The following is a 23,746-nucleotide window of genomic DNA, read 5'->3' as shown; positions in this document are numbered from 1 at the left end:
GGCTGTGGCCGGACCCGGCGCCGGGCGTGCGGCTGCCCCCCGATTGTGCTCGGGACGGTTTGGGACCATGCTTCGGCAGGTTCCCATGAGGATGGCCAGACCGTTGCATGCTCCCGACCCGCGCCGCGGGCCCATGGACCTCCCACGACCCGGCGACCTCCCACGACCCGGCATGGTCCGGCGGCCGTGAACGCCCCCTCCGAGGCGCCCGGGCGGGTGCAGGGCGTCAGCGCCTTCTGGCGCACCCAGGAGATGTTCCTGATCCAGGAGGTGATGCGCCTCATCGGCAAGGGCCTGGAGATGGACGAGGTGCTGCGCGAGATGCTGCACCTCCTGTCCGAACTGCTCGGGCTCAACCGGGGCCGCATCGTCCTGAAGGCGCCCGATGACGCCGACTACCGCATCGCCTACGCCTACGGCCTGACGCGGGAGGAAATCGAGCGTGGGCGTTACGGGCGCGGCGAAGGCATCACCGGCCGGGTGATCCAGGACGGCCACCTCGTCATCGTCCAGGACATCGACAAGGAGCCCCTGTTCCTCGGCCGGGCGGTCATGCGGGAGCGCCTGCCGCAAGGCGTCGTCTCCTTCATCGCCTTGCCGATCCGCGTGGACGGGCGCACCGTCGGCGCGCTCGCCTGCCACCGCATCCGCCACCGCGAGCGGCCGTTGGCGGACGACGTGACCATCCTGCGCATCATGGTCACCATGATCAGCCAGTTGCTCACCCTCAACGCGCGGGTGGACCAGCGCACCCGCGCGCTGGAGGAGCACAATGCCATGCTGGCGCACGAACTGCGCTCCAAGCGCGTGCGCTACGGCATCATCGGCACCGCGCCGCCGCTGCTGCGCGCCCTGGCGCAGATCGAGCAGGTGTCCGCCGCCACGGCCAGCGTCCTGCTGCTGGGGGAGTCCGGCACCGGCAAGGAATTGTTCGCCCGCGCCCTGCATCTGGCCGGGCCGCGCCGCGACAAGCCGTTCATCAAGGTGAACTGCGCCGCCATTCCCGAAAGCCTATTCGAGAGCGAATTGTTCGGCCATGAGCGCGGCGCCTTCACCGGCGCGGTGGCGGCCCGGGCCGGCTGGTTCGAGCAGGCCAAGGACGGCACCATCTTCCTGGACGAGATCGGCGAGATGCCGCCCGTGCTCCAGAGCAAGCTGCTGCGCGTGCTCCAGGAGGGCACGGTGGTGCGGCTCGGCGGCACGCGGGAGATCAAGGTGGACATGCGCCTCGTCGCCGCCACCAACCGGGACCTCGCCGCAGACGTGGGGCGCGGCAGCTTCCGGGAAGACCTGTTCTACCGGCTCAACGTCATCCCCATCCACCTGCCGGCGCTGGCCGAGCGGCGGGAGGACATTCCCGACCTCATCGCCCATGTGCTGGCCCGCGCCAACCAGGAGAACCAGCGCAACGTGACCCTCACGGCCGAGGCGATCCGCCATCTGGCGCGCCAGTCCTGGCCGGGCAACGTGCGGCAGCTGGCCAATGCGATCGAGCGGCTGGTGCTGCTGGCGGGCAAGGCGGAACTCGGCCTCGACGACGTCGCGGCATCGCTGCGCGAGCGCGGGCCGGAGGTGGCGCCCGCCCGCGCCACGGCCGCGCCCGAGCCGGCCTACCGCCCCTATCTGCGCGTCGGCTCCCACGGGCCGGAGGAATTGCGCCAGGCGCTCGCCCGCGCCGGCGGCAACAAGTCCCGCGCGGCGCAGATCCTCGGCCTCACCGAGCGGCAGTTCGCCTATCGCTGGCGCAAGCTCGGGTTGGGCGACCCCGCCGCCTGACCCCGCCGCCACCGCCACCCACCGGCGAGCGTCCCGACAACCATCCGCATCGCCTCGGCATGGCCGACCACCCGCCGGAACGGCTCCGCGCGATGCCCCGCCACGTCGCCGGCGGCGAAAGCGCCGGGCCGACCGCCCGTGCGCGCCGCCGCCCGCAGGCGGCCGGGCTGGAGGCCGAGGGGCCGAAGATCAATATCGACATGTTCGACATTATCGACAATTCACCCAAAGCCTCATCTGCGACCTAACGTGAGACTTTAACCATAAGATTCTGTTTTCACGTTATTTTTCAACGATACTTAAACCAGATCCTCATCTGGCACGCGCCTTGCGGAACAAGCCTTGCGGCCCCTCCCCGCCGCAAGCGATCCAAGGACAGGCCATGAGCGCGACTGCCGCCGAGACCACCCTCACCACCTATCTGCGCCCCATCGACCGCGACGGGCTGGCGGCCTTCGCCGAGAAGGGCCGCGCCAATCCCGCCTCCCGCGGCACCAACGTCGTGCGCACGGTATGCGAGGGCCAGTACCGCACCCTCAGCTATGTGGGCGACCATGCGCCGGTGGTGGTGGACGAGCCGCTGCACCTGTTCGGCCAGAACACCGCGCCCGCGCCCGGCGAGATCGCGCTCTCGGCCCTGGGCGGCTGCCTTGCCGTGGGCATCACCGCGGTGGCCACTTGGAAGCAGGTGAAGCTCTCGCGCCTCGAACTGCGGCTGGAGGGCGACATCGGCAATCCGGCCGCCTGGGGCGCCGGCGGGGCGGAGAAGAAGCCGGAGGACATGGGCTTCCAGGAGATCCGCGTCACCGTGACCATCGAGGGCGACGCCGACCGCGCCACGCTCGACGCCATCGTCAGCCAGGCGAACTACTTCTCGCCGGTGGCCAACACCATGCGCAACCCCATCCCGTTCAGCATCGCCCTCGCGGACTGACCCATGCCCGGCAGGGGCCGCCGTCCGGCGGCCCCGCTTCCGCGATCCGAGGAGAATGCCATGGCCCCGAATGCCGCAGTGCGGACCGCCGACCCCGCCCTTCCCGCCGCGCACGCCGTCCCGGCGGGCGGCTGGAGCGATGCCGCCGTGCTCGCCGCGACGGCGGCCGTTGCGGACGGCCCGCTCAGCGCCGCGGCCACGCGCATCGATCACGGCGAATATCCCCTCCCCATCCTGTCCGCCTTAGGCGAGGCCGGAGCGCTCGGCGTCCATCTCGACCGTCATGGCGGGCGCTTCGGCCTCGCCATCTCCGCCATGGAGGCGGCGAGCCGCGCCTGCGGCGCCACCGGCTTCCTCATGTGGGCGCACGACGTGTGCGGGCTCTATCTGGAACAGTCCGGCAACCCGGCGCTCTCCGGCGCCCTGCTGGATGACCATGTGGCCGGGCGCAGCTTCGGCGGCACCGCCTTGTCCAACCCGATGAAGGCCTTCTCCGGCATCGAGCCCATGCTGCTGCGGGCAAGGCCCGTGCCGGGCGGCTACCGGGTCACGGGCACCCTGCCCTGGGTCAGCCATATCGGCCAGGGCCAGTATTGCGGCGCCATCGCCGGCGTGGAGCGCGCCGACGGCACGGTCTCGCACGAGATCATGTTCCTGCTGCGCTGCGACGAGCCGGCGGAGCTGCGCCCCTGCCCGCAATTCTCCGGCATGGAAGGCACCAGCACCTGGAGCCTCCGGCTGAAGGACTATCTGGTCGCCACCGACGACCTCATCGCCGATCCGGCCCGCCCCTTTGTCGGCCGCATCCGTGGCGCCTTCATCCTGTTGCAGACCGGCATGGCGCTGGGCGTCGCGCAGGGCAGCATCGATGCCATGCTGGCGGTGGAAGATCAGCTCGGCCATGTGAACCAGTTTCTCGACGACCGCCCCGCCGATCTCGCCGCCGAACTGGCCGAGCTGCGCGCCGCGATCCAGCGCCTCGCACTCACCCCCTATGAGGGCTCGAAGGACTATCTGCTCGACGTGCTGGATGCCCGCGCCCAGGGCGCGGAATTCGCGCTGCGCGCCGCCCAATCCTCCCTGCTGCATCAGGGCGCGCGGGGCTATCTGGCCTCCGCCGCGCCCCAGCGGCGGGTGCGCGAGGCGCATTTCGTCGCCATCGTCACCCCGGCGCTCAAGCATCTGCGCTGGGAGATGGCCCGGCTCTCCCGCGACGTGCTGCCGGCGGAAGGCGTGCCCGCATGAGCCGGCCTGAGCCCACCGATGGCCTCGGGCCGTGGCTGCAATTCCTCTGCCGCGCTTGCGGGCTGATCTATGACGAGGCGGAAGGCGACCCCGATGGCGGCCTGCCGCCCGGCACGCGCTTCGCCGACATTCCCGACGACTGGCAATGCCCGGTCTGCGGTGTCACCAAGTCCGATTTCGAGCCCTATGCCGGACGCCGCCCCAACGTCCCCGGCGCGGCGGAGCCCGCCCCCCGGCCACGCAAGGCCGGCATCGTCATCGTCGGCGCCGGCATCGCCGGCTGGAGCGTGGCGGAGGCCATCCGCGCGCACGATGCGGACGTGCCGCTCACCCTCGTCACCGCCTGCGCGGGCGATGCCTACCACAAGCCGGAACTCTCCATCGCCCTCGGCCGGGGCCTGACCCCGGAGCGGCTGCGGCGCGAGGCCGGAGCGGACAAGGCCGCGCGGCTCGGCGTGCGGCTGATGGCCGATACCTTCGCCATCGGGCTCGACCCCGCCCGCCGCCGCCTGCGCACCACGCGCGGCACGCTGGCCTATGCGCATCTGGTGCTCGCCCAGGGCGCGGCGCCGGTGGTGCCGGCGGCGCTGGCGCCGGAGCTGTGCTGGCGGATCAATTCGCTCACCGCCTGGAGCGCCCTGCATCGCGCGCTCAAGCTGGAAAGCCGCATCTGCGTGGTCGGGGCCGGCATGGTCGGCTGCGAGATCGCCGAGGATCTGGCCCGCGCCGGCCACGCCGTCACCCTGCTGGACCTTGCCCCCCTGCCGCTGCCGGGCCTGCTGCCCGCGCCGGCAGGCGCGCGCCTCGCGGCGGGGCTCGCCGGCGCGGGCATCCGCTTCATGGGCGGGGTACGGGTCGCCGGCCTCGCGCGCCGGCCGGACGGCACGCTCGCGCTGGCCACCGACGCCGGCACGCTGGATGCCGACCATGTCATTTCCGCCATCGGCCTTGCCACCGAGAGCCGGCTGGCGCGCGGTGCCGGCCTCGCGTTCGATCGGGGCATCGTGGTGGACGGCGCCACGCTGGCGACCAGCGCGCCGCATGTCCATGCGCTGGGCGACTGCATCAGCATCGCCGGGGCGCCCTGCCGCTTCATCGAGCCCATCGCCCGCCAGGCCGAGGTCATCGCCCATGCGGTGCTGGGACTTCCGCACGCGGACTATGTCCATTCCGCCCCGGTGATCCGCCTGAAGACGCGCGCCCGGCCGGTGGAGATGCACGGCACGCCCGCGCCGCGGGCGCCGTGGCAGATCGTCCAGGATACGCCGGACCGCCTCGCCATGGAGCAGCGGCAGGACGGGCGGCTGATCGCGCGCCTCGCCCTGTAGCGGGCGCTGGCCTCACCACACCGGCGGCGTGGTGATCCACAGGACGCGGGTTTCGCCGTCCGCCACGTTGCTGAAGCGGTGCGGCAGCGTGCTCTCGAAGCAGAAGGCATCGCCCGGCCCGAGGCGGTGGACTGCGCCGTCGATCACCAGTTCCAGCGCGCCCGCCAGCACCACGCCGCCCTCCTCGCCCACATGGTGGTAGGGCTCAAGGCCCGAGCTGCCGCCGGGCGCCAGCACGATCTCCATGATCTGCAGGGCACCGCTGTTTCCGGCGGTCAGGAAGTCCTTCACGAGGCCCTTCCCGCCGAGGTTCAGCCGGCGGCGCTGGTGCACGCGCAGGATGTGGCGGGGTGCCTCGGCCGAGGCCGCGTCCTCGCCGCCGAACAGCGCCTGCACCTCCACGTCCAGCGCGCCGCAGATGGCGCGCAGCGCGCGCACCGAGGGCGAGGAGATGCCGCGCTCGATCTGGCTGAGCAGGCCGACGGAAATGCCCGCCGCCTCCGCCACCCGCTGCAACGACCGCCCCCGCGACAGGCGCGCCGCGCGGATGGCGAGGCCCAGGGCCCGGTCGTCTTCCGTCGTCTCGCCGGCGGGCGCCGGGACGGCCGCCGCCGCGCCGGATGCGGACGGCGATCGGACGCGCCTCTGTTTCATCATTATGAAATTTCCCACTGCGCGGGCTGGTGCTGAAAGCATCATATGCTGCCGATGTTCGTCATTTAAGACAAGCAACAATATCCATTTTCATAAAATTGAAAAAATGCCGCCACCGCTGTTGCCGCGCAAAGCCGTTTCAATATAGTGAAGCAGCCATGCTCCCGGGCAGGCGTCATGCCCGGACGGCGCGCCCCTTCCCGCGCCTCCGGTCCTCAGAGGCGGAACCAACTCGCGCCGGACCGCGCGGGCCTGTCATGGCCCCGCGCCGCCAGAGCGCGGCACAGGAGAGCTGAATGTTGCTGAAATCCCTCGCCGTCCTGGCGCTCGGCGTCGCCGTGAGCCTGTCCGCGCCGCTGCATGCGGAAGAGGCGATCAAGGTGGGCGTCACCACCACCGGCGTTCCCTTCACCTTCCTCGACACCGCCACGCAGCAGCCGAGCGGGGCCATGGTGGATCTGGCCAAGGCGATCGCCGCCGACAACGGCCTGAAGGCGACGTTCGAGCTGACCTCCTTCTCGGCGCTGGTGCCCTCGCTCTCGACCCACAAGATCGACGTGATCTCCGCCGGCATGCTCGCCACCGACGAGCGCCGCAAGGTGGTGGACTTCAGCGACGCGGTCTACACCTATGGCGACGCCATGTTCGTCGCCGCCGACGGCAAGGACGTGACGCTGGACGACCTCAAGGGCGCCACCGTGGGCGCGCAGGTCGGCACCACCTTCGCCGACGGCCTCAAAGCCCTCAACATCTTCGGCGAGGTGAAGCTGTACGATTCCATCGCCGACATCATGCGCGACGTGAAGCTCGGCCGCCTCAGGGCGGGCTTTGGTGACCAGCCGATCATCGCCTACCAGATCGCCAAGACCCCCGGCCTCGGCATCCGCATCGTCAAGGGCTACAAGCCGGTCAAGGAAGGCAGCGTCTCGCTGGCGGTGGCCAAGGACAATCCCGCGCTTCTGGCCAAGGTCAACGCCTCCATCGCCAAGCTGAAGGCGAACGGCGAATTGGCGAAGATCTTCGCGGCCTACGGCCTGTAGGACGCGGCGGCCGGCCTCACGCGGCCGGCCGCACCACACCGGCCCTCGCTGCGGGGCGGACCGCGACGCCGGCCAGAGCGCCGGCACCACGGTTCTTCCCGCCGGTTTCGAATGAGGCGCGGCCCGCCCGACCGGGCGCGGCGAAAGACCCACCATGGCCAGCTTTATCGCCCAATCCTCCGAATACCTGCCCATCCTGCTGAAGGGGCTGTGGCTGACCATCGCCGTGACGGTGCTGGCCCTGTGCCTCTCCACCGTGCCCGGCCTCACCTGGGCGCTGCTGCGCACCTCCGGGGTTCCGGCGCTCGCCACCCCCACGCGCATCTTCGTGGAACTGGTACGCGGCATCCCGATCCTGGTGATCCTGTTCTACATCTACTTCGTCATGCCCGAGATCGGGCTCGACCTCACCGCCTTCCAGGCCGGCGTCATCGGCCTCGCCCTCACCTATTCCTGCTATATCGGCGAGACCTTCCGCGCCGGCATCGAGGCGGTGGACCGCGGCCAGATCGAGGCGGCGAAATCCATCGGCATGAAGCGCCCGCTCATGATGCGGCGAGTGATCCTGCCGCAGGCGTTCAGGATCGTCCTGCCGCCCTATGCCAACAACCTGGTCATGCTGCTGAAGGATTCCTCGCAGGTTTCGGTCATCTCGGTGGCCGAACTGACCATGCAGGGCAAGATGCTGGCCTCCTCCACCTTCAACAACACCACCATCTTCACGCTCGTGGCGCTGCTCTACCTGTGCCTCACCATTCCGCTCAACCTACTGATGCGCCAGCTCGAACTCAAGCTGGGGAAGGCGCGATGATCCGCTTCGAGAACGTCCACAAATCCTTCGGGCAGCACGAGGTGCTCAAGGGCATCGACGCGGAGATCGGCAAGGGCGAGGTGGTCTGCCTGATCGGCCCGTCGGGCTCGGGCAAGTCCACGCTGCTGCGCTGCGTGAACGGGCTGGAGACCTACCAGAAGGGGCGGATCACGGTGGGCGACACGGTGGTGGACGCCGCCGGGCGCAGCATCCACGACATCCGCACCCGCGTCTCCATGGTGTTCCAGCGCTTCAACCTGTTCCCCAACCGCACGGCGCTGGAGAATGTGATGGAGGGCCCGCTGTTCGTGCTGGGCGAAAGGCGCGCCGAGGTGCGGGCGCGGGCCGAGGCGCTGCTCACCCGCGTCGGGCTCGCCGCCAAGATCGACGCCTATCCCAACTCGCTCTCCGGCGGCCAGCAGCAGCGGGTGGCCATCGCCCGCGCGCTCGCCATGCGCCCCGAGGCCATCCTGTTCGACGAGCCCACCTCGGCGCTCGATCCGGAGATGGTGGGCGAGGTGCTCCAGGTGATGCGCTCGCTCGCCGAGGAGCACATGACCATGCTGGTGGTCACCCACGAGATTCATTTCGCCCGCGAGGTGGCCGACAGCGTGCTGTTCCTCGACGGCGGGACCATCGTCGAGCGCGGCCCCGCCAAGGAGGTGCTGCGCCATCCCAAGCACGAGCGGACGCAGGATTTCCTGCGCCGCGTCACCCATCCGGTCTAGACCCATGCCACAGGAACCTGCCTCCATCTGGGCCGCCACGGCCGCCCCCGCGCCGCAGACGCCGGCCATCGCCGGCACGCATCGCGCCGACGTGCTGGTGGTCGGCGCCGGCTTCACCGGCCTCACCGCCGCCCTGCGGCTAGCGGAGGGCGGCGCCTCGGTAATCGTGCTCGATGCCGGCGCTCCCGGCTTCGGCGCCAGTGGCCGCAACGGCGGGCAGGTGATCCCCGGCCTGAAGTACGACCCCGACACGCTCGACGCCATGTTCGGCGAGGCGACGACGGACTTCGTCGGCAAGGCGGCGGACACCGCCTTCGCCCTGATCGAAAAGCACGCCATCGCCTGCGAACCGCGCCGCAGCGGCTGGATCCAGGCCAGCGTGAAGACCTCGCATCTGCCGGTGATCGAGCGCCGCATGGCGGCCTGGGCGAAGCGCGGCGCGGCGGTGGAACTGTTCGACGCCGCCGCCATGGCGCGGGAGACCGGCGGCCAGGGCTTCGCCGGCGGCTGGATCGACCGCCGCGCGGGCATCCTGCACCCGCTCGATTACGCCCGCGGCCTCGCCCGCGTCGCGCTCGCCGCCGGCGCCCGCATCCATGGCGGCAGCCGGGTGGTGAAGCTGGCGCGCGACGGCAGCCGCTGGACCGCCACCACGCAGACCGGGGCCGTAGTGAGCGCCGAGCAGGCCATCCTCGCCACCAACGGCTATACGGACGGCCTGTGGCCGGGGCTGAAGGCCACCGTCATTCCCGCCAGCAGCTTCCAGGTGGCGACCGCCCCCCTGCCCGCCGACCTGCTCGCCCGCATCCTGCCCGGCCGCCCGGCGGTCTCCGACACCCGGCGCATCGGCAATTACTTCCGCATCGGCCCCGGCAACCGGCTGATGATGGGCGGGCGCGGCTCCTTCGGCGAGCCCACCGGCCTGCCGGACTATCACCGCATCCTCAAGGCGCTGCACGGTTTCTTCCCGCAGGTGCGCGATCTGCCCATCGACTTCCACTGGTCCGGCCGGGTGGCGATGACGCGGGACCACCTGCCCCACCTGCACCGGCCCTTCCCCAACCTCACCATCGCGCTCGGCTACAACGGGCGCGGCGTCGCCATGGCGAGCGCCCTCGGCACCGCCATCGGCGCCCATCTGCTCCATCCCGCCGCGCCGCTGCCGCTCGCCGTCACCCGGATCGCGCCCATGCCGGTGCACGATCTGCACCCGCTCTACGCCACCGCCGCCATCCATTACTACCGTCTGCGGGACGCGCTCGAACACTGACGCCCAGACGGTTCAGGGCTGGGGGTCCGGCGCGCTCTTGCGCGATGGGGCGCGCCGCCCGCCCTTCGGCTTGGGCGCGGCGCAATGGGCGGCGACGAGCCGGCCGGTGCGCTCCACGTGGCGGGCGAACAGCGCGCGGACGGTCTGCGCATCCCGCGCCCGCAGCGCCTCCAGGATGCGGCGATGCTCGGCGATGGATTCCTCCACCCGGCCGAGCGCGGACAGGCCCACATTGCGCGCCCGTTGCAGACGGCTGATGAGGCGGGCATGGGTCTCGGCCAGCGCGGGATTGGCCGCCCCCGCCACGATCTGGAAATGGATCTTCTGGTTGAGGCGGATATAGCCCACGCGATCACCCTGGGCGTGGCGCTCCTCCATCTCCGCCTGGAGCTTCGCCAGCCGCTCGATCTCGGCTCCCGTCATGCGCACCGCCGCGAGCCCGGCGGCGAAACCTTCAAGCTCGGCTTCCACCTCGAACAGATGGACCAGGGCCTCGCCGTCGAGCGGGGAGACGATGGCGGCGCGGTTGCGCCGGAGCAGCACCAGCCCCTCGGAGGCGAGCAGCTTGAGCGCCTCGCGCACCGGCGTCCGCGAGGCGCCGAGCCGTTCCACCAGCCACGGCTCGCTCAGCACCGCGCCGGGCGCCAGTTCCAGGAACACGATCATCTCGCGCAGCCGCGCCACCACCTGGTCCGCCAGCGAGGGCGCCCCGGCGCGCCGGGCCGCGCGCCGGGGCGCGGCGTCCCCGGTTGGCATGTCCCCGGATGGCGTCTCCCGGGCGGCGCCGCTCAGGCCCACAGCCCCTCCTCCGCCAGGACCGCTTCCGTCATCGCCGCGAAGCCGAGCACCCGGTCGTCATGGCCGCGCGGGCCGACGATCTGGAGGCCGAAGGGCAGCCCCGCCCGTCCCCGTCCGGCGGGAATGGAGATGGCGGGGACCTTGGCGTGGTTGAACAGCGGCGTGAACACCGCATGGGCACGGGGCGAAACCTCCACCCCGCCGATCGTTTCCGGTCCGAGCCGGCTCCAGGGCCACGCCACGCAGGGCACGGTCGGCCCGATCAGCAGGTCGATGTCGGTGAAGAAGCGCCCCAGCGCGCGCATGATCTCCTGGCTCAGCAGGATCGCGCGCGCCACCGCCGCGCCGTCGAGCGCCAGCCCGCGCTCGATCTGCGCCGCGATGTCGGGATCGAAGACGGTCGGATCGCGCCGGAACGCCGCGCCATGGATGGCCGCGAGGCCCGCGTGCTGGAGCGGCATCAGGGCCGCCTCGTCGGCGCCCTCCGGCCAGACGGGGTCGCGGCGCGTCACGCGCGCGCCATAGCGGGCGAGCGCGGTGACCGCATGGGCGACGCCCTCCGCCACCTCGGCATCGACGGGCGCGTCGAGACCGAAGGTGGGGGAATAGGCGACGCGCAGCGTGTCCGGCGCGCGCAGGTCCGCCAGTGCCGGGGTCAGCGCGTCGGGATCGCGCCCATCGGGCCCGCGCAGCACGGAGAACATCAGCGCCGCATCGGCCACGGTGGCGGCGATGGGCGCCGGGCAGGAAAGGCCGGCGAACGGGCTCGGGAACCCCGGCCCGCGCGGGATGGCGCCATAGGACGGCTTGAACCCCACGACGCCCACATGGGCGGGCGGGCGGCGGCTCGACCCGCCCGCGTCGGTGCCGAGCGCCAGCGGCACGAGCCCCGCCGCCACCGCCACGGACGGCCCGCCCGAGGACCCGCCCGGTGTCAGCGCGGCATCCATGGGATGGCGCGTGGTGCCATAGACGCGATTGGTGGTCACGCCCTTGCAGGCGAATTCGGACGTGTTGGCCATGCCGACGATGACCGCGCCGGCCCGCTTCAGGCGCTCCACCGCAATGGCATCGGCCGGCGGGACGAAATCCGCGAACAAACGGGAGCCTTGGGTGACACGGCGCCCGGCCACCCAGAGGGTGTCCTTGATGACGGCGGGGATGCCGGCGAGCGGCAGGTCCGCGCCCATAGCGAGGCGCCGGTCCACCTCGCGCGCGGCGGCGCGCCCTTCCTCGGGGTCGAAATCCACCACCGCCACCAGATCCGGCCTGGCCGCGATGCGGGCGATGGCCGCCTCAGCCACCGCCAGCGCGCTCACCCGTCCCGCGCGGACGGCGGCGGCGGTGGCCTCGGCCGTGTCCATGTCCGCGTTCGTGCCCGCGCTCATGCCTTGTCTCCCGTCGGCGACAGAACCGCTCTGGGGCAGTGAGTACCCCCGGCACCGCGAAACCGCCAGCGCGGGCAGCAGGGCGGCGCGCCCTTCCCCCGGGCCACGGCCGGGCTGGCATTCGGCGCTACCATCGGCCACAACCGGATTGGGACACCAACCGGAACAGGGGCACGGCATGACACAAAGGCACGGCTCGGCACAGGCGGGCGGCATCTCCATCCACGGCGTGGACATCGCCAAGGGCATCGCCGCCGCCGGCCTCAAGCTGGAGGTCTTCGCGCTGGCACCGGAGCGGCGCAGGATCGCGGCGGGCGCGCTTGGGCCGAACGGCCTGTTCGATCATCCCATCGCCGCCGGCACGGGGATTGCGGCGGGCACCTATGAGGTGGTGTTCGCGCTTGGCTCCTGGCTGCGGTCCAATGGCTATGGCGCGCGCGAGACATCCTTCCTGGACGAGGTGCCGTTCCGTTTCGTGGTGAGCGCGGTGGAGGAGCATTACCACCTGCCGTTCAAGTTCACGCCCTGGGGCATCCAGCTGTTCCGGGGCATCTGACCCCCGCCCTCTCACGCCAGCCTCCGCGACAGGCCGGTGAGGCGCTCCATCACCATGATGAGCGCGATGGTGAAGACGATGAGCACGCCGGAGAGCGCGGCGATGGTCACGTCGAGCTTGCCCTCCAGGTCCTGCCACATGCGGATGGGCAGCATGTCGGTGGCGGCATCGCGCAGGAACAGCGACACCGGCACATTGTCGAAGGACGACATGAAGGCGATGAACCCGCCCGCCAGGATGCCCGGCCGGATCAGCGGCAGGGTGATGCGGCGGAAGGTGTAGACCTTGTCCGCCCCGAGGCTTGCGGAGCATTCGAGCAGCGTCGGGTCGAGCTGCGACAGCGCCGCCACCGTGTTGCGCACCACATAGGGCACGCACACCACCGTATGGCCGATGAGCGGATGGGCAGCATGTCGGTGGCGGCATCGCGCAGGAACAGCGACACCGGCACATTGTCGAAGGACGACATGAAGGCGATGAACCCGCCCGCCAGGATGCCCGGCCGGATCAGCGGCAGGGTGATGCGGCGGAAGGTGTAGACCTTGTCCGCCCCGAGGCTTGCGGAGCATTCGAGCAGCGTCGGGTCGAGCTGCGACAGCGCCGCCACCGTGTTGCGCACCACATAGGGCACGCACACCACCGTATGGCCGATGATGAGGGTGAGCGGCGAGACCGGCATGCCCAGCGCCGAGAAGAACATCAGCGCGGAGAGCCCGAAGGCCAGCGCGGGCAGCACCAGCGGCGACATGAACAGGCTGTCCAGCATCTTCGCCGAGGCGCGCTGCGAGCGGGCGATGCCGAGCCCCGCCGCCGTGCCCAGCAGGATGGACAGGCCGGTGGCGGCGGCGGCGACCTTCAGGCTGTTCATGGCGGCGAAATGCAGCTGCCAGGCGTCCCACAGCTCCCCATACCAGCGCAGCGAATAGCCCGGCGGCGGGAAGCGCAGCGAGAAGCCGCTGGTGAAGGAGACGATGATGACGATGGCGGTGGGCGCCACCAGCAGGACCAGCGCCAGCACCGCGACGATGCCGATGGCGAGGTGGAAGGAGAAGCTGTCCCAGTCCCGGCGCATCGTTCCGCCTCACGCGCTCGCGACGCCGCGCGACAGGCGGCCCAGCAGGTTGAAGAGGGTGACGACGGCCAGCACCGCCACCAGGAAGATGATGGAGATGGCCGCCGCGAACGGCCAGTTCTGCAGGGTCGAGGCCTGCTGGTAGAGATACATGGGCATGAACAGCATCTGCCCGCCGCCGACGAGGCTCTGGGTGATGAAGGCGGTGATCGCCGCCGCATAGGTGAGCAGGGAGCCGGCGATGATGCCGGGCAGCGACAAAGGCAGCGTCACCTTGAAGAAGGTCCGCCACGCGCCGGAGCCGAGGGCGGCGGAGGCGTCCGTCAGGTTCGGGTCGATGCGGCCGATGGCGGTGATGAGCGGCAATACCATGAGCGGCATCTGCACCTGCGCCAGCGCCACCACGAGGCCACTCTCCGTATAGAGCAGCTTCAGCGGCGTCGAGATGAGGCCCATGGAGAGCAGCGCGGAATTGATGATGCCCTGGCGCCCCAGGATGACGATCCAGGCGAAGGTGCGCACCACCACCGAGGTCAGCAGCGGCAGCAGCACGATGAGGATGATCAGGCTTTTCAGCCGCGCGCCGACGCGGGTGTAGGCAAAGGCGACGGGATAGCCGAGCAGGAAGGACAGGGCCGTGACCTTCACCCCCAGCAGCAGCGTCGAGCCCAGCACGCCGAGGCTGAAGGCATCGCCCAGGAAGTTGCCGTATTGGCTGAGGCCGTAGGACGTGCCCTTGGGGTCCGACTGGAGGCTCAGCAGGAACAGCACGGCGAGCGGCGCCACGAAGAACACCGCCAGGAACGCCCCGAGCGGCAGCGCCAGCTTGAGGTCGTAGGCGGTCGGCGCTTTGGGCGTGGCGGTGGTCGCCATGGCGATCGGCCCCGGAACGAGGAAGGCGGAGGAGGCCCGGCGGTGTCCGCCGGGCATGGAACAGGCTCGCGCCTGCCGGAGCCATGCGGCACCGGCAGGCGCATGGGACGTCAGATCCTGATCTCGCGGTTGAACCGCTCGATCCAGGCGGAGCGCTGGGCGTTGATCGCCTTCCAGTCCTGGAACACGAACTTCTTCTTCAGCTCGTCCGTGTCCTTGGCCAGCACCTTGGCGATCTCGCCGGTCATCGGCACCTTGCCGTTGGTGGGCACGATCAGATAGGGGCTGGCCATCAGCGTGGCCTGCACCTCAGGTGACAGCGCCGCCTCGATGAGCTTGAAGGCCAGTTCCTGGTTGGGCGAGTTCTTGACGATGTGCATGGTGGTCTTGAAGGCGATGGCGCCTTCCTTCGGCGCCACGAACTCCACCGGCACGCCCTTGGCTTTCAGGATCTGGATGGCGTTGAAATTGCCGGGCGAGATGTCGATCTGGCCCTGCTGGAACAGCGTCGCCAGCGCGCCCGGATTGGCCGCCACCGCCGCCAGATTGGGCTTCAGCTTGTCGATGGCGGCGAAGGCCGGATCGATATTGGCCTCCGAGCCGCCATGCATCTTGGCGATCTCCACCATGAAGCCGGTGCCGAGCGTCGAGTTGAGGTTGGTGATGCCGACCCGGCCCTTGTATTCCGGCTTCCACAGGTCGGCCCAGGACGTGGGCGGGGTCTTGATGACTTCGGGATTGTAGGTGAGGCCCACCACCTGGAAGAAGGGCGCCGGGCCGGTGTCCACCTGCGCCTCGGAGATCAGGTCCTTGTAATAGGCGCTCTTGGCCACCGGATAGGGCTCCACCAGCCCATCGGCGATGGCGATCAGCGCCGGGCCGGGATCGTGCAGCATCACGTCGATGGGCGGATTGGCTCGCGCGGCGGTGACCTTGGCGATCTGGTCCACCGAGAGCATGGGATCGAGCACGATCTGCGCATTGTCCGTCATCTTCCGGAAGGCCGGAACGAGGACCGCCTTGTGCGCCTCCTCCCAACTGCCGGTGAAGGTGGCGAACACCAGCGGGCGCGCCTGGGCATAGGACAGGCCGGGGAAGGCCTGCATGGCGCCGAGCGTGAGCGCGGTCTGCATCAACTGGCGACGACTGAAGTCCATGCGTGTCTCCTCGGAGGGCTCAGGAAGCGGAATAGGCGGTGGCAAGATCGGGCGCGGCGGGGCGCACGCGGACCGGCGCCCCGGTTTCGCGCAGCGCCACGCCGGCGCGGCGGGGCTCGGACACCTTGATGCCGGCGCCGTCGGCGCCGCGCACCTCGTGCACCACGGTCGGCCCGAGCGGCAGGCCCATCTCGACCACGGCGGCAAAGCCGTCCGCGCCGTCGCCGAGCTCCAGATGCTCGGGGCGCAGGCACACGAGGCAGCGCTGGCCGGCGGCGAGCGTGCCGGCCGGCGTGCGCGCCACCACTTCGGCGCCGGCGTCGAGGCGCACCGTGGCCCGCCCGGCATCCGCCGAAACGACGATGCCGTTGAGCTGGTTGGCCGAGCCGACGAAGGTGTTGACGAACAGGCTCTGCGGCCGGTCGTAGATCTCGGTGGGCGAGGCGAACTGCTCCAGGCGGCCCTGGCTCAGCACGGCGACGCGGTCGGCCATGGAGAGGGCCTCCTCCTGGTCGTGGGTCACCATCACCGTGGTGATGCCGGACAGGCGCTGGAGGCGCTTGATCTCGATCTGCATGTCGAGCCGCAAATTCTTGTCGAGCGCGGCGAACGGCTCGTCCAGCAGCAGGATGCGCGGCTTGATGGCGAGCGCGCGGGCGAGCGCAACGCGCTGCTGCTGGCCGCCGGAGAGCTGGCGCGGCAGGCGGTCGGCCAGATGGCCGAGCTTGACCAGCTCCAGCAGCCGCCGCACCTCGGCCTCGCGCTCGGCCTTGCCCATGCCCAGCGCCGCCGGGCCGTAGGCCACGTTCTCCGCCACGCTCATGTGCGGGAACAGGGCGTAATTCTGGAACACGATGCCGATGCGCCGCCGCTTCGGGCCGAGGTCATCGACCACCTCGTCGGACAGGATGATGCGGCCCTCGGTCTGGCGGACGAAGCCGGCGATGATGCGCAGCAGCGTCGTCTTCCCGCAGCCCGACGGCCCCAGCAGTGCCACCAGTTCACCGGAACGGATGTCGAGGTTGATATTCTCCACCGCGACGCTCGCGCCGTAGCGATGCGTGACCGCATCCACCACCAGCGAACGTCCGCCTTCCCCCGTGTCACGCTTCTGCATGTGCGCCGTCCGGCATCCCCTGTGCGTGCTTCGACAACAGCAAATGGCATGCCAATTACGGATTATGATATGATTAGCAGTATATTGAACTGGTATTGCCCGTCTCTCCAGGGCCCATTCGCCTTCCTGGTGGGCAGAGCGCGGGGCAGGTGGCGTGAAAAGCGTCAGATCAACAAAAGATGCCGCAGCGGAAGGAAAAGCGGCCCTTGTACGTGCAGCCGCCCCGGCCGCCCTGGCCTGGAGACGGCGGAGCGGCCTTTGCCGGCGGGCGCGGCTTGGGTAAAGCTGTCGCATGCTGCCGCCGCCCCGCCTTTTCCTCTATCTCGACGCCGTCGCCCGCGCGGGCTCCATCCGCAAGGCGGCGGAGACCCTCGGCATCGCCTCCACCGCGCTCAACCGGCGGATCCTGGAGGCGGAGGAGGCGGCGGGCACGCCATTGTTCGAGCGCCTGCCGCGCGGCGTGCGGCTGACGGCGGCGGGCGAGGTGCTCATCGTCGCCATCCGCCGCAGCCTGTCGGACCTCGCGGCCGCCGCCTCGCAGATCGAGCAGTTGCGCGGGCTGGTGCGCGGCACGGTGAAGATCGCCTGCGCGGAATCCGTCGCCAACGATCTCGTGCCGGCCACCATCGCACGCTATCAGGAGCGCCATCCCGGCGTGCAGTTCCAGATGGTGGTGGGCGCCACCCAGCCGCTGCTGGCCGCGCTGCTGGCGGATGACGTGGACCTCGTGCTGGCCCACGATCCGCCGGCCGGCACCGCCCTGTCCGAACTCGCCGCGGTCCCCCAGGCCCTGTGCGCCCTGATGCGGCCGGACCATCCGCTCGCCCGGCGCAAGTCCCTGCGCCTGTCCGATTGCCAGCCCTATCCGGTGGCGGTCGGCACCGAGACCTTCGGCAGCCGGCGCATGCTGGACGCCGCGCTGGCCAAGACCCGCCTGTCCTTCCAGGTGATGCTGGAGGCCTCCACCGTGCAGGCGCAGAAGATCTATTGCCAGGCCACCGGGGCGATCTGCTTCCAGTTCGAGACCGGCGCCCGGCGCGAGATGGAGCGCGGCGAGATGATCGCCGTGCCCCTCGTCGATCCCTTGCTGCCCAAGTCCCGGCTGGTGCTCGGCGTGCGCGCCGGCCGTGGCCTGCCCATCGCCGCGCTCAGCTTCCTGGAGAGCCTGAAACTCTCCCTCGCCACGCTTTGAGGCAGGCCTGAGACCTTTTTGATCTCACTCCGAGTGCAAACTGATGCTAGGCGCGCTCACTGCAAACTTTCATAGTGAGCATAGCGAGGCGATGCACCAGGGGTAGCGCGACGATGCGGGCGGGCGTTCACCGGCTCTCCATGGCCCATCCGGGAGACCTTTCCGCGCTTGAGGCGCTGCTGACGGCCGGCGAGGTCAAGGCCCCGGACGTGGTGGCGGTCATCGGCAAGACCGAAGGCAACGGCGGGGTCAACGACTTCACCCGCGGCTACTTCACCCAGACCCTCATGGCCCTGCTGGGCCGCCATCTGGACACGCCGCCGGAGGAACTGGCGCGGCGTATCCCCTGCATCCTGTCCGGCGGCACGGAAGGGGTGCTGAGCCCGCACTATGTGGTGTTCACCCGCGCGGCGGACGACACGCCGCCCGATCCGGCCTGGCCGGCCCTCGCGATCGGCCGGGCCGTGAGCGCCCGCGTGCCGCCGCAGGACATCGGCACCCGCAGTCAGATCGGGACCGTGGCAGAGACGGTCCGCGCCGCCATGGCGGACGCCGCCATCGCCGACCCCATGGACGTCCACTTCGTGCAGATCAAATGCCCCTGCATCACTTCCGCACGGGCCGAGGCCGCGCGCGCGGCCGGGCACACGGTGGTGACCGCCGACCCAAACCGCTCCATGGCCTATGCGCGCGCCGCCGGCGCCTTCGGCGTCGCTTTGGCCCTCGGCGAGGCAACGCCGGGCGACGCCTCGCAGGAGGGCTTGCTTGCCGCCTTCCAGCTCTTTTCCACCCGCGCCAGCGTGTCCTCCGGCGTGGAGGTGGATGCGGTGGAGGTGGTCCTGTTCGGCAACAGCCCCACCTGGACGGGTAGCCTGCGCATCGCCCATCGCCCCATGGCGGACGCGCTGGACGTGGGCGCGGTGACCCAGGTGTTCAGTGATCTCGGCCTGAGCGCCGCCCCGCAGCTCGGGCCGGAGGACGGTGCGCGCGTGCGGGCGGTGTTCGTCAAATGCGAGCCGGACCGGCGCGGGCGCATCCGCGCCCATCGCCATACCATGCTCGACGATACGGACATCAACGCCCAGCGGCACATTCGCGGCGCCGTGGGCGGCCTGGTGGCCGCCATCGCCGGCGACGGCCGCATCTTCGTGTCGGGCGGCGCGGAGCACCAGGGGCCGGACGGCGGCGGGCTCATCGCCGCCATCGCCGCCGCCGGACCCGTCCGGGCGCAGGGAGAAGCGGCGTGAAGGTCGGCATCGTCGGAGCCGGCGTCGCCGGCTGCATCATGGCCCGTTCGCTCGCCCGCGTGCCGGGCCTCGACGTCACCTGCCTGGAGCGGGTCGCGCCGGACGACCAGTCGGAGGCGGGCACCGGGCTCAACATCGGCCCCAATGCCGTCAAGGCGCTGACCGCGCACGACCCGGAGCTGGCCGCCGCCATCACCGAGGCCGCTTTCGCCTGGAAGACCTGGCGCATCTCCCTCACCGGCGGGCGGGAACTGTTCCACCTGCCGCTCGCCGACGTCGCCGCCCATGAGGGATGGCGCATCCGCTGGGCGGAACTCTACCGGGTGATGCGCGAGGCGGCGGGCGATGTCGTGCGCTACGGCTGCGCCATCACCGGCGCGCGGCGCACCGCGCCCGGCAAGGTCGGCGTGACCTACCTCCAGGGCGGCGCGACGCATCGGCTGGAGGATCTCGACCTGCTGATCGCCGCCGACGGGCGCTATTCGCAGGTGCGCGCGGAGATGTCCGGCGCGCCGGAGCTGAAGCAGGTGGGCATTGCCATCTTCCGCCTGCTGGTGCCGGACACCAGCGCCGGCCTGATCGACGACTATGCCCAGTTGTTCAACGGCCCTAATCGCCTGCTCACCTTCCGGGTGCCGCCGGGCTATGTCTACATGGCCGGCACCTTCCCCATCGATCCCGACCGGCCGATCCCCGACGCGGCGAAGACGGTGGAGGCCTTGCGCGCGGCCTACCTGCCGGCCTCCGGCGAACCGAGCCCCGCGGCGGCATGGCTGGTCCGGCAGATCACCACCCATTTCGACCAGGTGCATTGGGCGCGGATGCAGGAGCACGGCGTGCTGTACGCCGATCCCGCCGCGCCCGTGCTCTATCTCGGCGACAGCGCCCACGGCATGGTCCCCACCCTCGGCCAAGGCGCCACCATGGCGGTGGAGGACGCGACCTTCGCGGCCGACGTCATCGCCGGCGCCTGGGCGGCGGGCGCGCGCGACGTGCGCGCCTGCCTCGACACCATCTCGGCGATCCGGACCCCGCGGGTCCGGTTCGCCATGGATTTTTCCCTGGAAGCGAGCGACACGATGATGGCAGGCGCAGACCCGGTGGCCGGCACGATAAAGAAGCTGGAGCCGGCTTTTCTCGACCGTCTGAGGACCCTTTACGCGGCCGTGCCCGTGCCGCCCGCCATGGGCGCGATCCGCGCGGAGGCCGCGCGATGAGCCGCCCCCTGCCCGGCGCGGGCGTCCACGGCCTGTTCCACGTGGCCATCAAGACCGCCGACCTGGACGCCACCCGCGTCTTCTGGCGCGACATCATCGGGCTGAAGGAGATCTTTCGCCCCAACTTCGGCTATCCCGGCGCATGGCTCGGCTGCCCGCAGCCCGGCGGCCTCGGCATCATCCACATCTATGCCGGCGGGCCGGCGCTCGGCCCCTCCGGCATCGCGCCCTACGGCACCGGCGCCATCGACCATATCTCGCTGTCGTGCTCGGGCTATCGCGACTATATCGCCCGCTTCAGGGCGGCGGGCCTGGACTGGCGCGAGTTCATCATCCCCGGCACCAGCATGTGGCAGCTGTTCGTCTACGACCCCTCCGGCGTGCAACTGGAGCTGACCTTCGAATCCAGCATCGAGGGGGCCGAGCTTCCCGACGTCTCGGATGCCCGCATCTACAAGGCGGGCCAGAGCTTCTTCGACCCCGCCACCTATCCCGCCCTGGCCGCGCCCGCCCTGGAAGGAGCCGCCTCATGATGCGCCGGACCATTCTGTCTGTCGGCTGCGCCGCCCTGCTCGGGCTCGCGCTGGCGGCTCCCGCCCAGGCGGCCGACGTGGTGAAGGTCGGCGTGTTCCCCTCCTCCTCCGCGCTGCCCTATTTCGTCGGCATCCAGCGCGGCTTCTTCAAGGAGGCCGGCATCGAGGTGGAGACGGTGCCGCTCGCCACCCATCCGCTCATCGTGCAGTCCATGGTGACGGGCGCCATCGACGCCGCCACCAATCTGGTGACGCTGGAAGGCGCGAACATCAATGCCCGCCGCCCCGGCACGCTGCGCTACATCTCGCTCGGCGGGCAGAATGCCGAATACATCACCGAGCAGTTCGTGGTGAAGGAGGGCAGCCCGGCCAAGACGCTGAAGGACCTGAAAGGCGCCAAGCTGTTCTCCGCCCCCGGCCCGGCCAATATCGGCGCCGCCCGCGCCGTGCTGAAGGCGGCGGGGCTGGAGGAAGGCAAGGACTTCACCATCCAGGAGCAGCAGATGGGCGTGCAGCTCGGCGCCCTCAAGGCCGGCACGTTCGACGGCGGCTATACGCTGGAGCCGGTGGCGAGCACCATGATCGCCCAGGGCGTCGGCAAGCGGCTGGAGGCGGGCGTCATCGCCACCTACCTGCTCGGCAACCCGAAGGCGCTGGCCTTCGCCGCCGGCGGCGCCCTCTCCGGCACGCTGCTGAAGGACCGCCCCGACGTGGCGAAGCGCTATGCCGCCGCCTGGGCCAAGGCGGTGAAGGCGGCCAACGAGGACAGGAGCGCGCGCGACCTGCTGGCCAAGGACATGAACGTGCCGCCGGACCTTGCCCCCACCGTGCCGCTCGCCCGCTATGTGATGGTCAAGGACCTGACGCCCGAGCAGATGGCCGACTTCCAGAAGTTCCTCGACATCGGCGTCGAGCTCGGCGTCGTCAGCGCCAAGGTGGACGCCAAGGCCATGGTGGACCCGCTCTGACCCCGCGGGGGCCGGCGCGGAAGCGGGAGGACACATGGCACGACTGAAGCTTCTGCCGGGCGGCGCGACCGCCCCGGACGCGCCCGGCACCGTGACGGCGGAAGCGGAGAAGGACCGCTTCCGAGCGTTTCCCAAGGGCACGCACATCACCGTGCGCGGCCTCACCAAGAGGTTCGAGGGCTCGACGCTCTACGACGGCTTCGATCTCGACATCCCGAAGGGCAAGATCGTCTCCGTCTTCGGCCCCAACGGCTGCGGCAAGAGCACGCTCATCAACATGATCTCCGGCATCCTGCCTTATGACGCGGGCGAGATCCTGTTCGACGGCAAGGACGTGCGCGAGACCCGCATCGGCTACGTGTTCCAGAATTATCGCGAGGCGGTGTTCCCCTGGCTGAAGGCCATCGACAACATCCGCTACCCGCTGAAATTCCTGAAGCTCTCCAGGGCCGAGGCGGATGCCCGCGTCGATGCGCTGCTGGCGAGCTTCGACGTGAAGATCGACCTTGCCCGCTACCCCTACCAGCTCTCCGGCGGCCAGCAGCAGCTCGTCTCCATCATGCGCGCGCTGGTGGTGGAGCCGGAGGTGCTGTTTCTCGACGAGCCGTTCTCGGCGCTCGACTATGAGATGACGCTGTTCCTGCGCGACCGGCTGCAGAAGGTGCTAGTTGAGCGCAAGGTCACCACGCTGCTGGTCTCCCACGATCTGGACGAGGCGGTGGAACTGGCGGACGAGGTGCTGCTGCTCACCAAGAAGCCCACGCGCGTCGCCGCGCGCATCGCCTATGACGCGCCCCGGCCGCGCACCGCCGACACCACCCTGACCGAGGACTTCATCCGGGTGAAGAGCGAAAGCCTGGAGATCTTCCTGCGCGAGGTCCGCAAATGAGCCCTGTCTCCGGTCGCCGCCGCCTCGGCCGCGCGCTCCAGCCGCTCATCGGCGTCGCCCTGCTGATCGGGCTGTGGTCCTTCGCCCACGCCACCCGCCTGGTGGACCCGGTGCTCCTGCCCTCGCCGCTGGAGGCCTGGTCGGCCTTCTGGAGCGGCCTGACGACGGGCAATCTGTGGGTGGATTTTCGCGTCACCATCATCCGCACCGCCGCCTCCTTCGCCATCGCCATGGTGCTGGCGGTGCCGATCGGCATCGTGCTGGGCTCGTCGGAGAAGATCTACCGCTCCATCGAGTTCACCATCGATTTCTTCCGCTCGACGCCGGCCTCGGCCATGTTCCCGCTGTTCCTGGTCATGTTCGGCGTCGGCGAGCGCACCAAGATCGCGGTGGCCGCCTTTGGCGCGGCGCTCGCCATCCTGTTCAACGTCGCCTATGGGGTGATGAACGCCCGCAAGCAGCGCCAGCTCGCAGCCAAGGTGATGGGCGCCTCGCCGCTGCGCGTGCTGGCGGACGTGACCATCTGGGAATCCCTGCCGCAGACCTTCGTCGGCATGCGCACGGGCGTCTCCATCGCCCTCGTCATCGTCATCGTGGCGGAGATGTTCATCGGCTCCACCGACGGCCTCGGCCAACGGATCATGAATGCGCAGATGATCTTCGACATGCCGCAGATGTACGCCGCCATCTTTGCCGCCGGCGCGCTGGGCTATGCGCTCAACCTCCTGTTCATCCTGGCGGAGCGGCGGTTCGTCCACTGGGGCGGGAAGTAGACCCGAACGGAGACGGCGCACGGATGGGCATGCCTGTTTTTTGGCCTTCATCCCCCTGCCGCAAAGGCGCATCGTGAGCCAGCCGCAAGGCCGGCCGAAGAAGAGGACAGCGACGCACCCATGGGCCGCAGCCAGAGCGACCGTTCCCCTCCTCCCGCCGGCCGTGCCGAGGCCAGGCCG

At 70.3% G+C, this 23,746-nt stretch carries 25 protein-coding genes; 17 read left to right on the top strand and 8 right to left on the bottom strand.

The genetic code is table 11. The features are described 5' to 3' along the window. The first annotated feature begins 252 nt into the window (after positions 1–252). From YU1_RS0104660 to YU1_RS0104640, 5 genes are all read left to right on the top strand, one after another. Entirely contained in the window at positions 253–1,776 is a 1,524-nt protein-coding gene (locus YU1_RS0104660) for a sigma-54 interaction domain-containing protein (RefSeq protein ID WP_051356512.1), read from the top strand. A 59-nt stretch (positions 1,777–1,835) separates the two neighbouring features. Continuing rightward, a complete protein-coding gene (locus tag YU1_RS0104655) occupies positions 1,836–2,024 on the top strand; it encodes a hypothetical protein (protein WP_029003065.1) in 189 nt (62 codons plus the stop codon). 134 nt (positions 2,025–2,158) lie between these two features. Next, positions 2,159–2,710, top strand: a complete 552-nt coding sequence (locus tag YU1_RS0104650) for an OsmC family protein (protein WP_029003064.1) — start codon at positions 2,159–2,161, stop codon at positions 2,708–2,710. A gap of 60 nt (positions 2,711–2,770) precedes the next feature. Continuing rightward, positions 2,771–3,955 (top strand): acyl-CoA dehydrogenase family protein, encoded by a 1,185-nt coding sequence (locus YU1_RS0104645; protein ID WP_029003063.1) that lies wholly within the window; start codon positions 2,771–2,773, stop codon positions 3,953–3,955. Next, a complete protein-coding gene (locus tag YU1_RS0104640) occupies positions 3,952–5,283 on the top strand; it encodes an FAD-dependent oxidoreductase (RefSeq protein ID WP_029003062.1) in 1,332 nt (443 codons plus the stop codon). The genes YU1_RS0104645 and YU1_RS0104640 overlap by 4 nt, the downstream gene beginning before the upstream one ends. 12 nt (positions 5,284–5,295) lie before the next feature. Here the strand turns inward: YU1_RS0104640 and YU1_RS0104635 are convergent, their stop codons facing one another. Beyond that, positions 5,296–5,940 carry a cupin domain-containing protein gene (locus YU1_RS0104635; RefSeq protein ID WP_029003061.1) on the bottom strand — a complete coding sequence of 215 codons (645 nt, stop codon included), beginning with the start codon at positions 5,938–5,940 and terminating at the stop codon, positions 5,296–5,298. Positions 5,941–6,233: 293 nt separating this feature from the next. Between YU1_RS0104635 and YU1_RS0104630 the strand changes: the two genes are divergently transcribed. The 4 genes from YU1_RS0104630 (at position 6,234) to YU1_RS0104615 (ending at position 9,786) form a co-directional block, all read left to right on the top strand. Beyond that, positions 6,234–6,977 carry a substrate-binding periplasmic protein gene (locus YU1_RS0104630; RefSeq protein ID WP_029003060.1) on the top strand — a complete coding sequence of 248 codons (744 nt, stop codon included), beginning with the start codon at positions 6,234–6,236 and terminating at the stop codon, positions 6,975–6,977. Between the two features lie 154 nt (positions 6,978–7,131). Further along, positions 7,132–7,788, top strand: a complete 657-nt coding sequence (locus tag YU1_RS0104625; RefSeq protein ID WP_029003059.1) for an amino acid ABC transporter permease — start codon at positions 7,132–7,134, stop codon at positions 7,786–7,788. Further along, positions 7,785–8,516 (top strand): amino acid ABC transporter ATP-binding protein, encoded by a 732-nt coding sequence (locus YU1_RS0104620; protein ID WP_029003058.1) that lies wholly within the window; start codon positions 7,785–7,787, stop codon positions 8,514–8,516. Before YU1_RS0104625 ends, YU1_RS0104620 begins: the two co-directional genes overlap by 4 nt. A gap of 4 nt (positions 8,517–8,520) precedes the next feature. After that, complete coding sequence (locus YU1_RS0104615) at positions 8,521–9,786, top strand: NAD(P)/FAD-dependent oxidoreductase (RefSeq protein WP_035713854.1); 1,266 nt, start codon at positions 8,521–8,523, stop codon at positions 9,784–9,786. 12 nt (positions 9,787–9,798) lie between these two features. Here YU1_RS0104615 and YU1_RS28010 read toward each other — a convergent pair whose 3' ends face one another. Beyond that, positions 9,799–10,542, bottom strand: coding sequence for a GntR family transcriptional regulator (locus YU1_RS28010; protein WP_051356510.1), 744 nt, complete (start codon positions 10,540–10,542; stop codon positions 9,799–9,801). A gap of 32 nt (positions 10,543–10,574) precedes the next feature. After that, on the bottom strand, positions 10,575–11,972 hold the full coding sequence (locus tag YU1_RS0104605) for an amidase (RefSeq protein WP_029003056.1): 1,398 nt from the start codon (positions 11,970–11,972) through the stop codon (positions 10,575–10,577). 178 nt (positions 11,973–12,150) lie between these two features. Here YU1_RS0104605 and YU1_RS0104600 point away from each other — a divergent pair, with 178 nt between their 5' ends. Further along, positions 12,151–12,528 carry a hydroxyisourate hydrolase gene (locus tag YU1_RS0104600; RefSeq protein WP_029003055.1) on the top strand — a complete coding sequence of 126 codons (378 nt, stop codon included), beginning with the start codon at positions 12,151–12,153 and terminating at the stop codon, positions 12,526–12,528. A gap of 11 nt (positions 12,529–12,539) precedes the next feature. On the opposite strand, the gene YU1_RS33940 is transcribed toward YU1_RS0104600, so the two are convergent. The 5 genes from YU1_RS33940 to YU1_RS0104580 all read right to left on the bottom strand — a co-directional run bounded on the left by YU1_RS33940 (position 12,540) and on the right by YU1_RS0104580 (position 16,747). Beyond that, complete coding sequence (locus YU1_RS33940) at positions 12,540–12,893, bottom strand: ABC transporter permease (protein ID WP_245263228.1); 354 nt, start codon at positions 12,891–12,893, stop codon at positions 12,540–12,542. Then, complete coding sequence (locus YU1_RS28000; RefSeq protein WP_245263225.1) at positions 12,779–13,600, bottom strand: ABC transporter permease; 822 nt, start codon at positions 13,598–13,600, stop codon at positions 12,779–12,781. The genes YU1_RS33940 and YU1_RS28000 overlap by 115 nt, the downstream gene beginning before the upstream one ends. A 9-nt stretch (positions 13,601–13,609) precedes the next feature. Continuing rightward, positions 13,610–14,473, bottom strand: coding sequence for an ABC transporter permease (locus tag YU1_RS0104590; protein ID WP_029003054.1), 864 nt, complete (start codon positions 14,471–14,473; stop codon positions 13,610–13,612). 110 nt (positions 14,474–14,583) lie between these two features. Further along, positions 14,584–15,630, bottom strand: coding sequence for an ABC transporter substrate-binding protein (locus YU1_RS0104585; RefSeq protein WP_029003053.1), 1,047 nt, complete (start codon positions 15,628–15,630; stop codon positions 14,584–14,586). Positions 15,631–15,649: 19 nt separating this feature from the next. Next, entirely contained in the window at positions 15,650–16,747 is a 1,098-nt protein-coding gene (locus tag YU1_RS0104580; protein WP_029003052.1) for an ABC transporter ATP-binding protein, read from the bottom strand. Positions 16,748–17,039: 292 nt separating this feature from the next. Here YU1_RS0104580 and YU1_RS0104575 point away from each other — a divergent pair, with 292 nt between their 5' ends. The 7 genes from YU1_RS0104575 (at position 17,040) to YU1_RS0104545 (ending at position 23,566) form a co-directional block, all read left to right on the top strand. Continuing rightward, entirely contained in the window at positions 17,040–17,939 is a 900-nt protein-coding gene (locus YU1_RS0104575) for a LysR family transcriptional regulator (protein ID WP_029003051.1), read from the top strand. Positions 17,940–18,052: 113 nt separating this feature from the next. Then, the gene (gene atzD / locus YU1_RS0104570; RefSeq protein WP_029003050.1) at positions 18,053–19,186 is read left to right on the top strand and encodes a cyanuric acid amidohydrolase; all 1,134 of its coding nucleotides are present in this window, start codon (positions 18,053–18,055) and stop codon (positions 19,184–19,186) included. After that, positions 19,183–20,403 carry an FAD-dependent oxidoreductase gene (locus YU1_RS27995; RefSeq protein ID WP_051356494.1) on the top strand — a complete coding sequence of 407 codons (1,221 nt, stop codon included), beginning with the start codon at positions 19,183–19,185 and terminating at the stop codon, positions 20,401–20,403. The genes atzD and YU1_RS27995 overlap by 4 nt, the downstream gene beginning before the upstream one ends. Beyond that, positions 20,400–20,936 (top strand): VOC family protein, encoded by a 537-nt coding sequence (locus YU1_RS27990; RefSeq protein ID WP_051356493.1) that lies wholly within the window; start codon positions 20,400–20,402, stop codon positions 20,934–20,936. The genes YU1_RS27995 and YU1_RS27990 overlap by 4 nt, the downstream gene beginning before the upstream one ends. Further along, positions 20,933–21,904, top strand: a complete 972-nt coding sequence (locus YU1_RS0104555; RefSeq protein ID WP_029003049.1) for an ABC transporter substrate-binding protein — start codon at positions 20,933–20,935, stop codon at positions 21,902–21,904. The genes YU1_RS27990 and YU1_RS0104555 overlap by 4 nt, the downstream gene beginning before the upstream one ends. A 34-nt stretch (positions 21,905–21,938) precedes the next feature. Next, a complete protein-coding gene (locus YU1_RS0104550; protein ID WP_084539661.1) occupies positions 21,939–22,793 on the top strand; it encodes an ABC transporter ATP-binding protein in 855 nt (284 codons plus the stop codon). Further along, positions 22,790–23,566: an ABC transporter permease gene (locus YU1_RS0104545; RefSeq protein WP_029003047.1), complete on the top strand. Its 777-nt coding sequence runs from the start codon at positions 22,790–22,792 to the stop codon at positions 23,564–23,566. The genes YU1_RS0104550 and YU1_RS0104545 overlap by 4 nt, the downstream gene beginning before the upstream one ends. The last annotated feature ends 180 nt before the right edge of the window (positions 23,567–23,746 follow it).

It is taken from the genome of Azorhizobium doebereinerae UFLA1-100 (assembly GCF_000473085.1).
GTDB lineage: Bacteria > Pseudomonadota > Alphaproteobacteria > Rhizobiales > Xanthobacteraceae > Azorhizobium > Azorhizobium doebereinerae.
Note: the sequence above shows the minus strand (reverse complement) of the source record. Positions and strands in the feature narration are given on the sequence as shown.

What these genes read in the sequence shown, in the direction of transcription:
- YU1_RS0104590 (WP_029003054.1), bottom strand. Translation starts at nt 14,473, where the DNA reads ATGGCGACCACCGCCACGCCCAAAGCGCCGACCGCCTACGACCTCAAG.
- YU1_RS0104605 (WP_029003056.1), bottom strand. Translation starts at nt 11,972, where the DNA reads ATGAGCGCGGGCACGAACGCGGACATGGACACGGCCGAGGCCACCGCC.
- YU1_RS28010 (WP_051356510.1), bottom strand. Translation starts at nt 10,542, where the DNA reads ATGCCAACCGGGGACGCCGCGCCCCGGCGCGCGGCCCGGCGCGCCGGG.
- YU1_RS0104585 (WP_029003053.1), bottom strand. Translation starts at nt 15,630, where the DNA reads ATGGACTTCAGTCGTCGCCAGTTGATGCAGACCGCGCTCACGCTCGGC.
- YU1_RS0104600 (WP_029003055.1), top strand. Translation starts at nt 12,151, where the DNA reads ATGACACAAAGGCACGGCTCGGCACAGGCGGGCGGCATCTCCATCCAC.
- YU1_RS0104555 (WP_029003049.1), top strand. Translation starts at nt 20,933, where the DNA reads ATGATGCGCCGGACCATTCTGTCTGTCGGCTGCGCCGCCCTGCTCGGG.
- YU1_RS0104660 (WP_051356512.1), top strand. Translation starts at nt 253, where the DNA reads ATGTTCCTGATCCAGGAGGTGATGCGCCTCATCGGCAAGGGCCTGGAG.
- YU1_RS28000 (WP_245263225.1), bottom strand. Translation starts at nt 13,600, where the DNA reads ATGCGCCGGGACTGGGACAGCTTCTCCTTCCACCTCGCCATCGGCATC.
- YU1_RS0104640 (WP_029003062.1), top strand. Translation starts at nt 3,952, where the DNA reads ATGAGCCGGCCTGAGCCCACCGATGGCCTCGGGCCGTGGCTGCAATTC.
- YU1_RS0104655 (WP_029003065.1), top strand. Translation starts at nt 1,836, where the DNA reads ATGGCCGACCACCCGCCGGAACGGCTCCGCGCGATGCCCCGCCACGTC.
- YU1_RS0104545 (WP_029003047.1), top strand. Translation starts at nt 22,790, where the DNA reads ATGAGCCCTGTCTCCGGTCGCCGCCGCCTCGGCCGCGCGCTCCAGCCG.
- YU1_RS0104645 (WP_029003063.1), top strand. Translation starts at nt 2,771, where the DNA reads ATGGCCCCGAATGCCGCAGTGCGGACCGCCGACCCCGCCCTTCCCGCC.
- YU1_RS0104580 (WP_029003052.1), bottom strand. Translation starts at nt 16,747, where the DNA reads ATGCAGAAGCGTGACACGGGGGAAGGCGGACGTTCGCTGGTGGTGGAT.
- atzD (WP_029003050.1), top strand. Translation starts at nt 18,053, where the DNA reads ATGCGGGCGGGCGTTCACCGGCTCTCCATGGCCCATCCGGGAGACCTT.
- YU1_RS0104630 (WP_029003060.1), top strand. Translation starts at nt 6,234, where the DNA reads ATGTTGCTGAAATCCCTCGCCGTCCTGGCGCTCGGCGTCGCCGTGAGC.
- YU1_RS0104550 (WP_084539661.1), top strand. Translation starts at nt 21,939, where the DNA reads ATGGCACGACTGAAGCTTCTGCCGGGCGGCGCGACCGCCCCGGACGCG.
- YU1_RS0104635 (WP_029003061.1), bottom strand. Translation starts at nt 5,940, where the DNA reads ATGATGAAACAGAGGCGCGTCCGATCGCCGTCCGCATCCGGCGCGGCG.
- YU1_RS0104650 (WP_029003064.1), top strand. Translation starts at nt 2,159, where the DNA reads ATGAGCGCGACTGCCGCCGAGACCACCCTCACCACCTATCTGCGCCCC.
- YU1_RS0104625 (WP_029003059.1), top strand. Translation starts at nt 7,132, where the DNA reads ATGGCCAGCTTTATCGCCCAATCCTCCGAATACCTGCCCATCCTGCTG.
- YU1_RS0104620 (WP_029003058.1), top strand. Translation starts at nt 7,785, where the DNA reads ATGATCCGCTTCGAGAACGTCCACAAATCCTTCGGGCAGCACGAGGTG.
- YU1_RS0104575 (WP_029003051.1), top strand. Translation starts at nt 17,040, where the DNA reads ATGCTGCCGCCGCCCCGCCTTTTCCTCTATCTCGACGCCGTCGCCCGC.
- YU1_RS27990 (WP_051356493.1), top strand. Translation starts at nt 20,400, where the DNA reads ATGAGCCGCCCCCTGCCCGGCGCGGGCGTCCACGGCCTGTTCCACGTG.
- YU1_RS0104615 (WP_035713854.1), top strand. Translation starts at nt 8,521, where the DNA reads ATGCCACAGGAACCTGCCTCCATCTGGGCCGCCACGGCCGCCCCCGCG.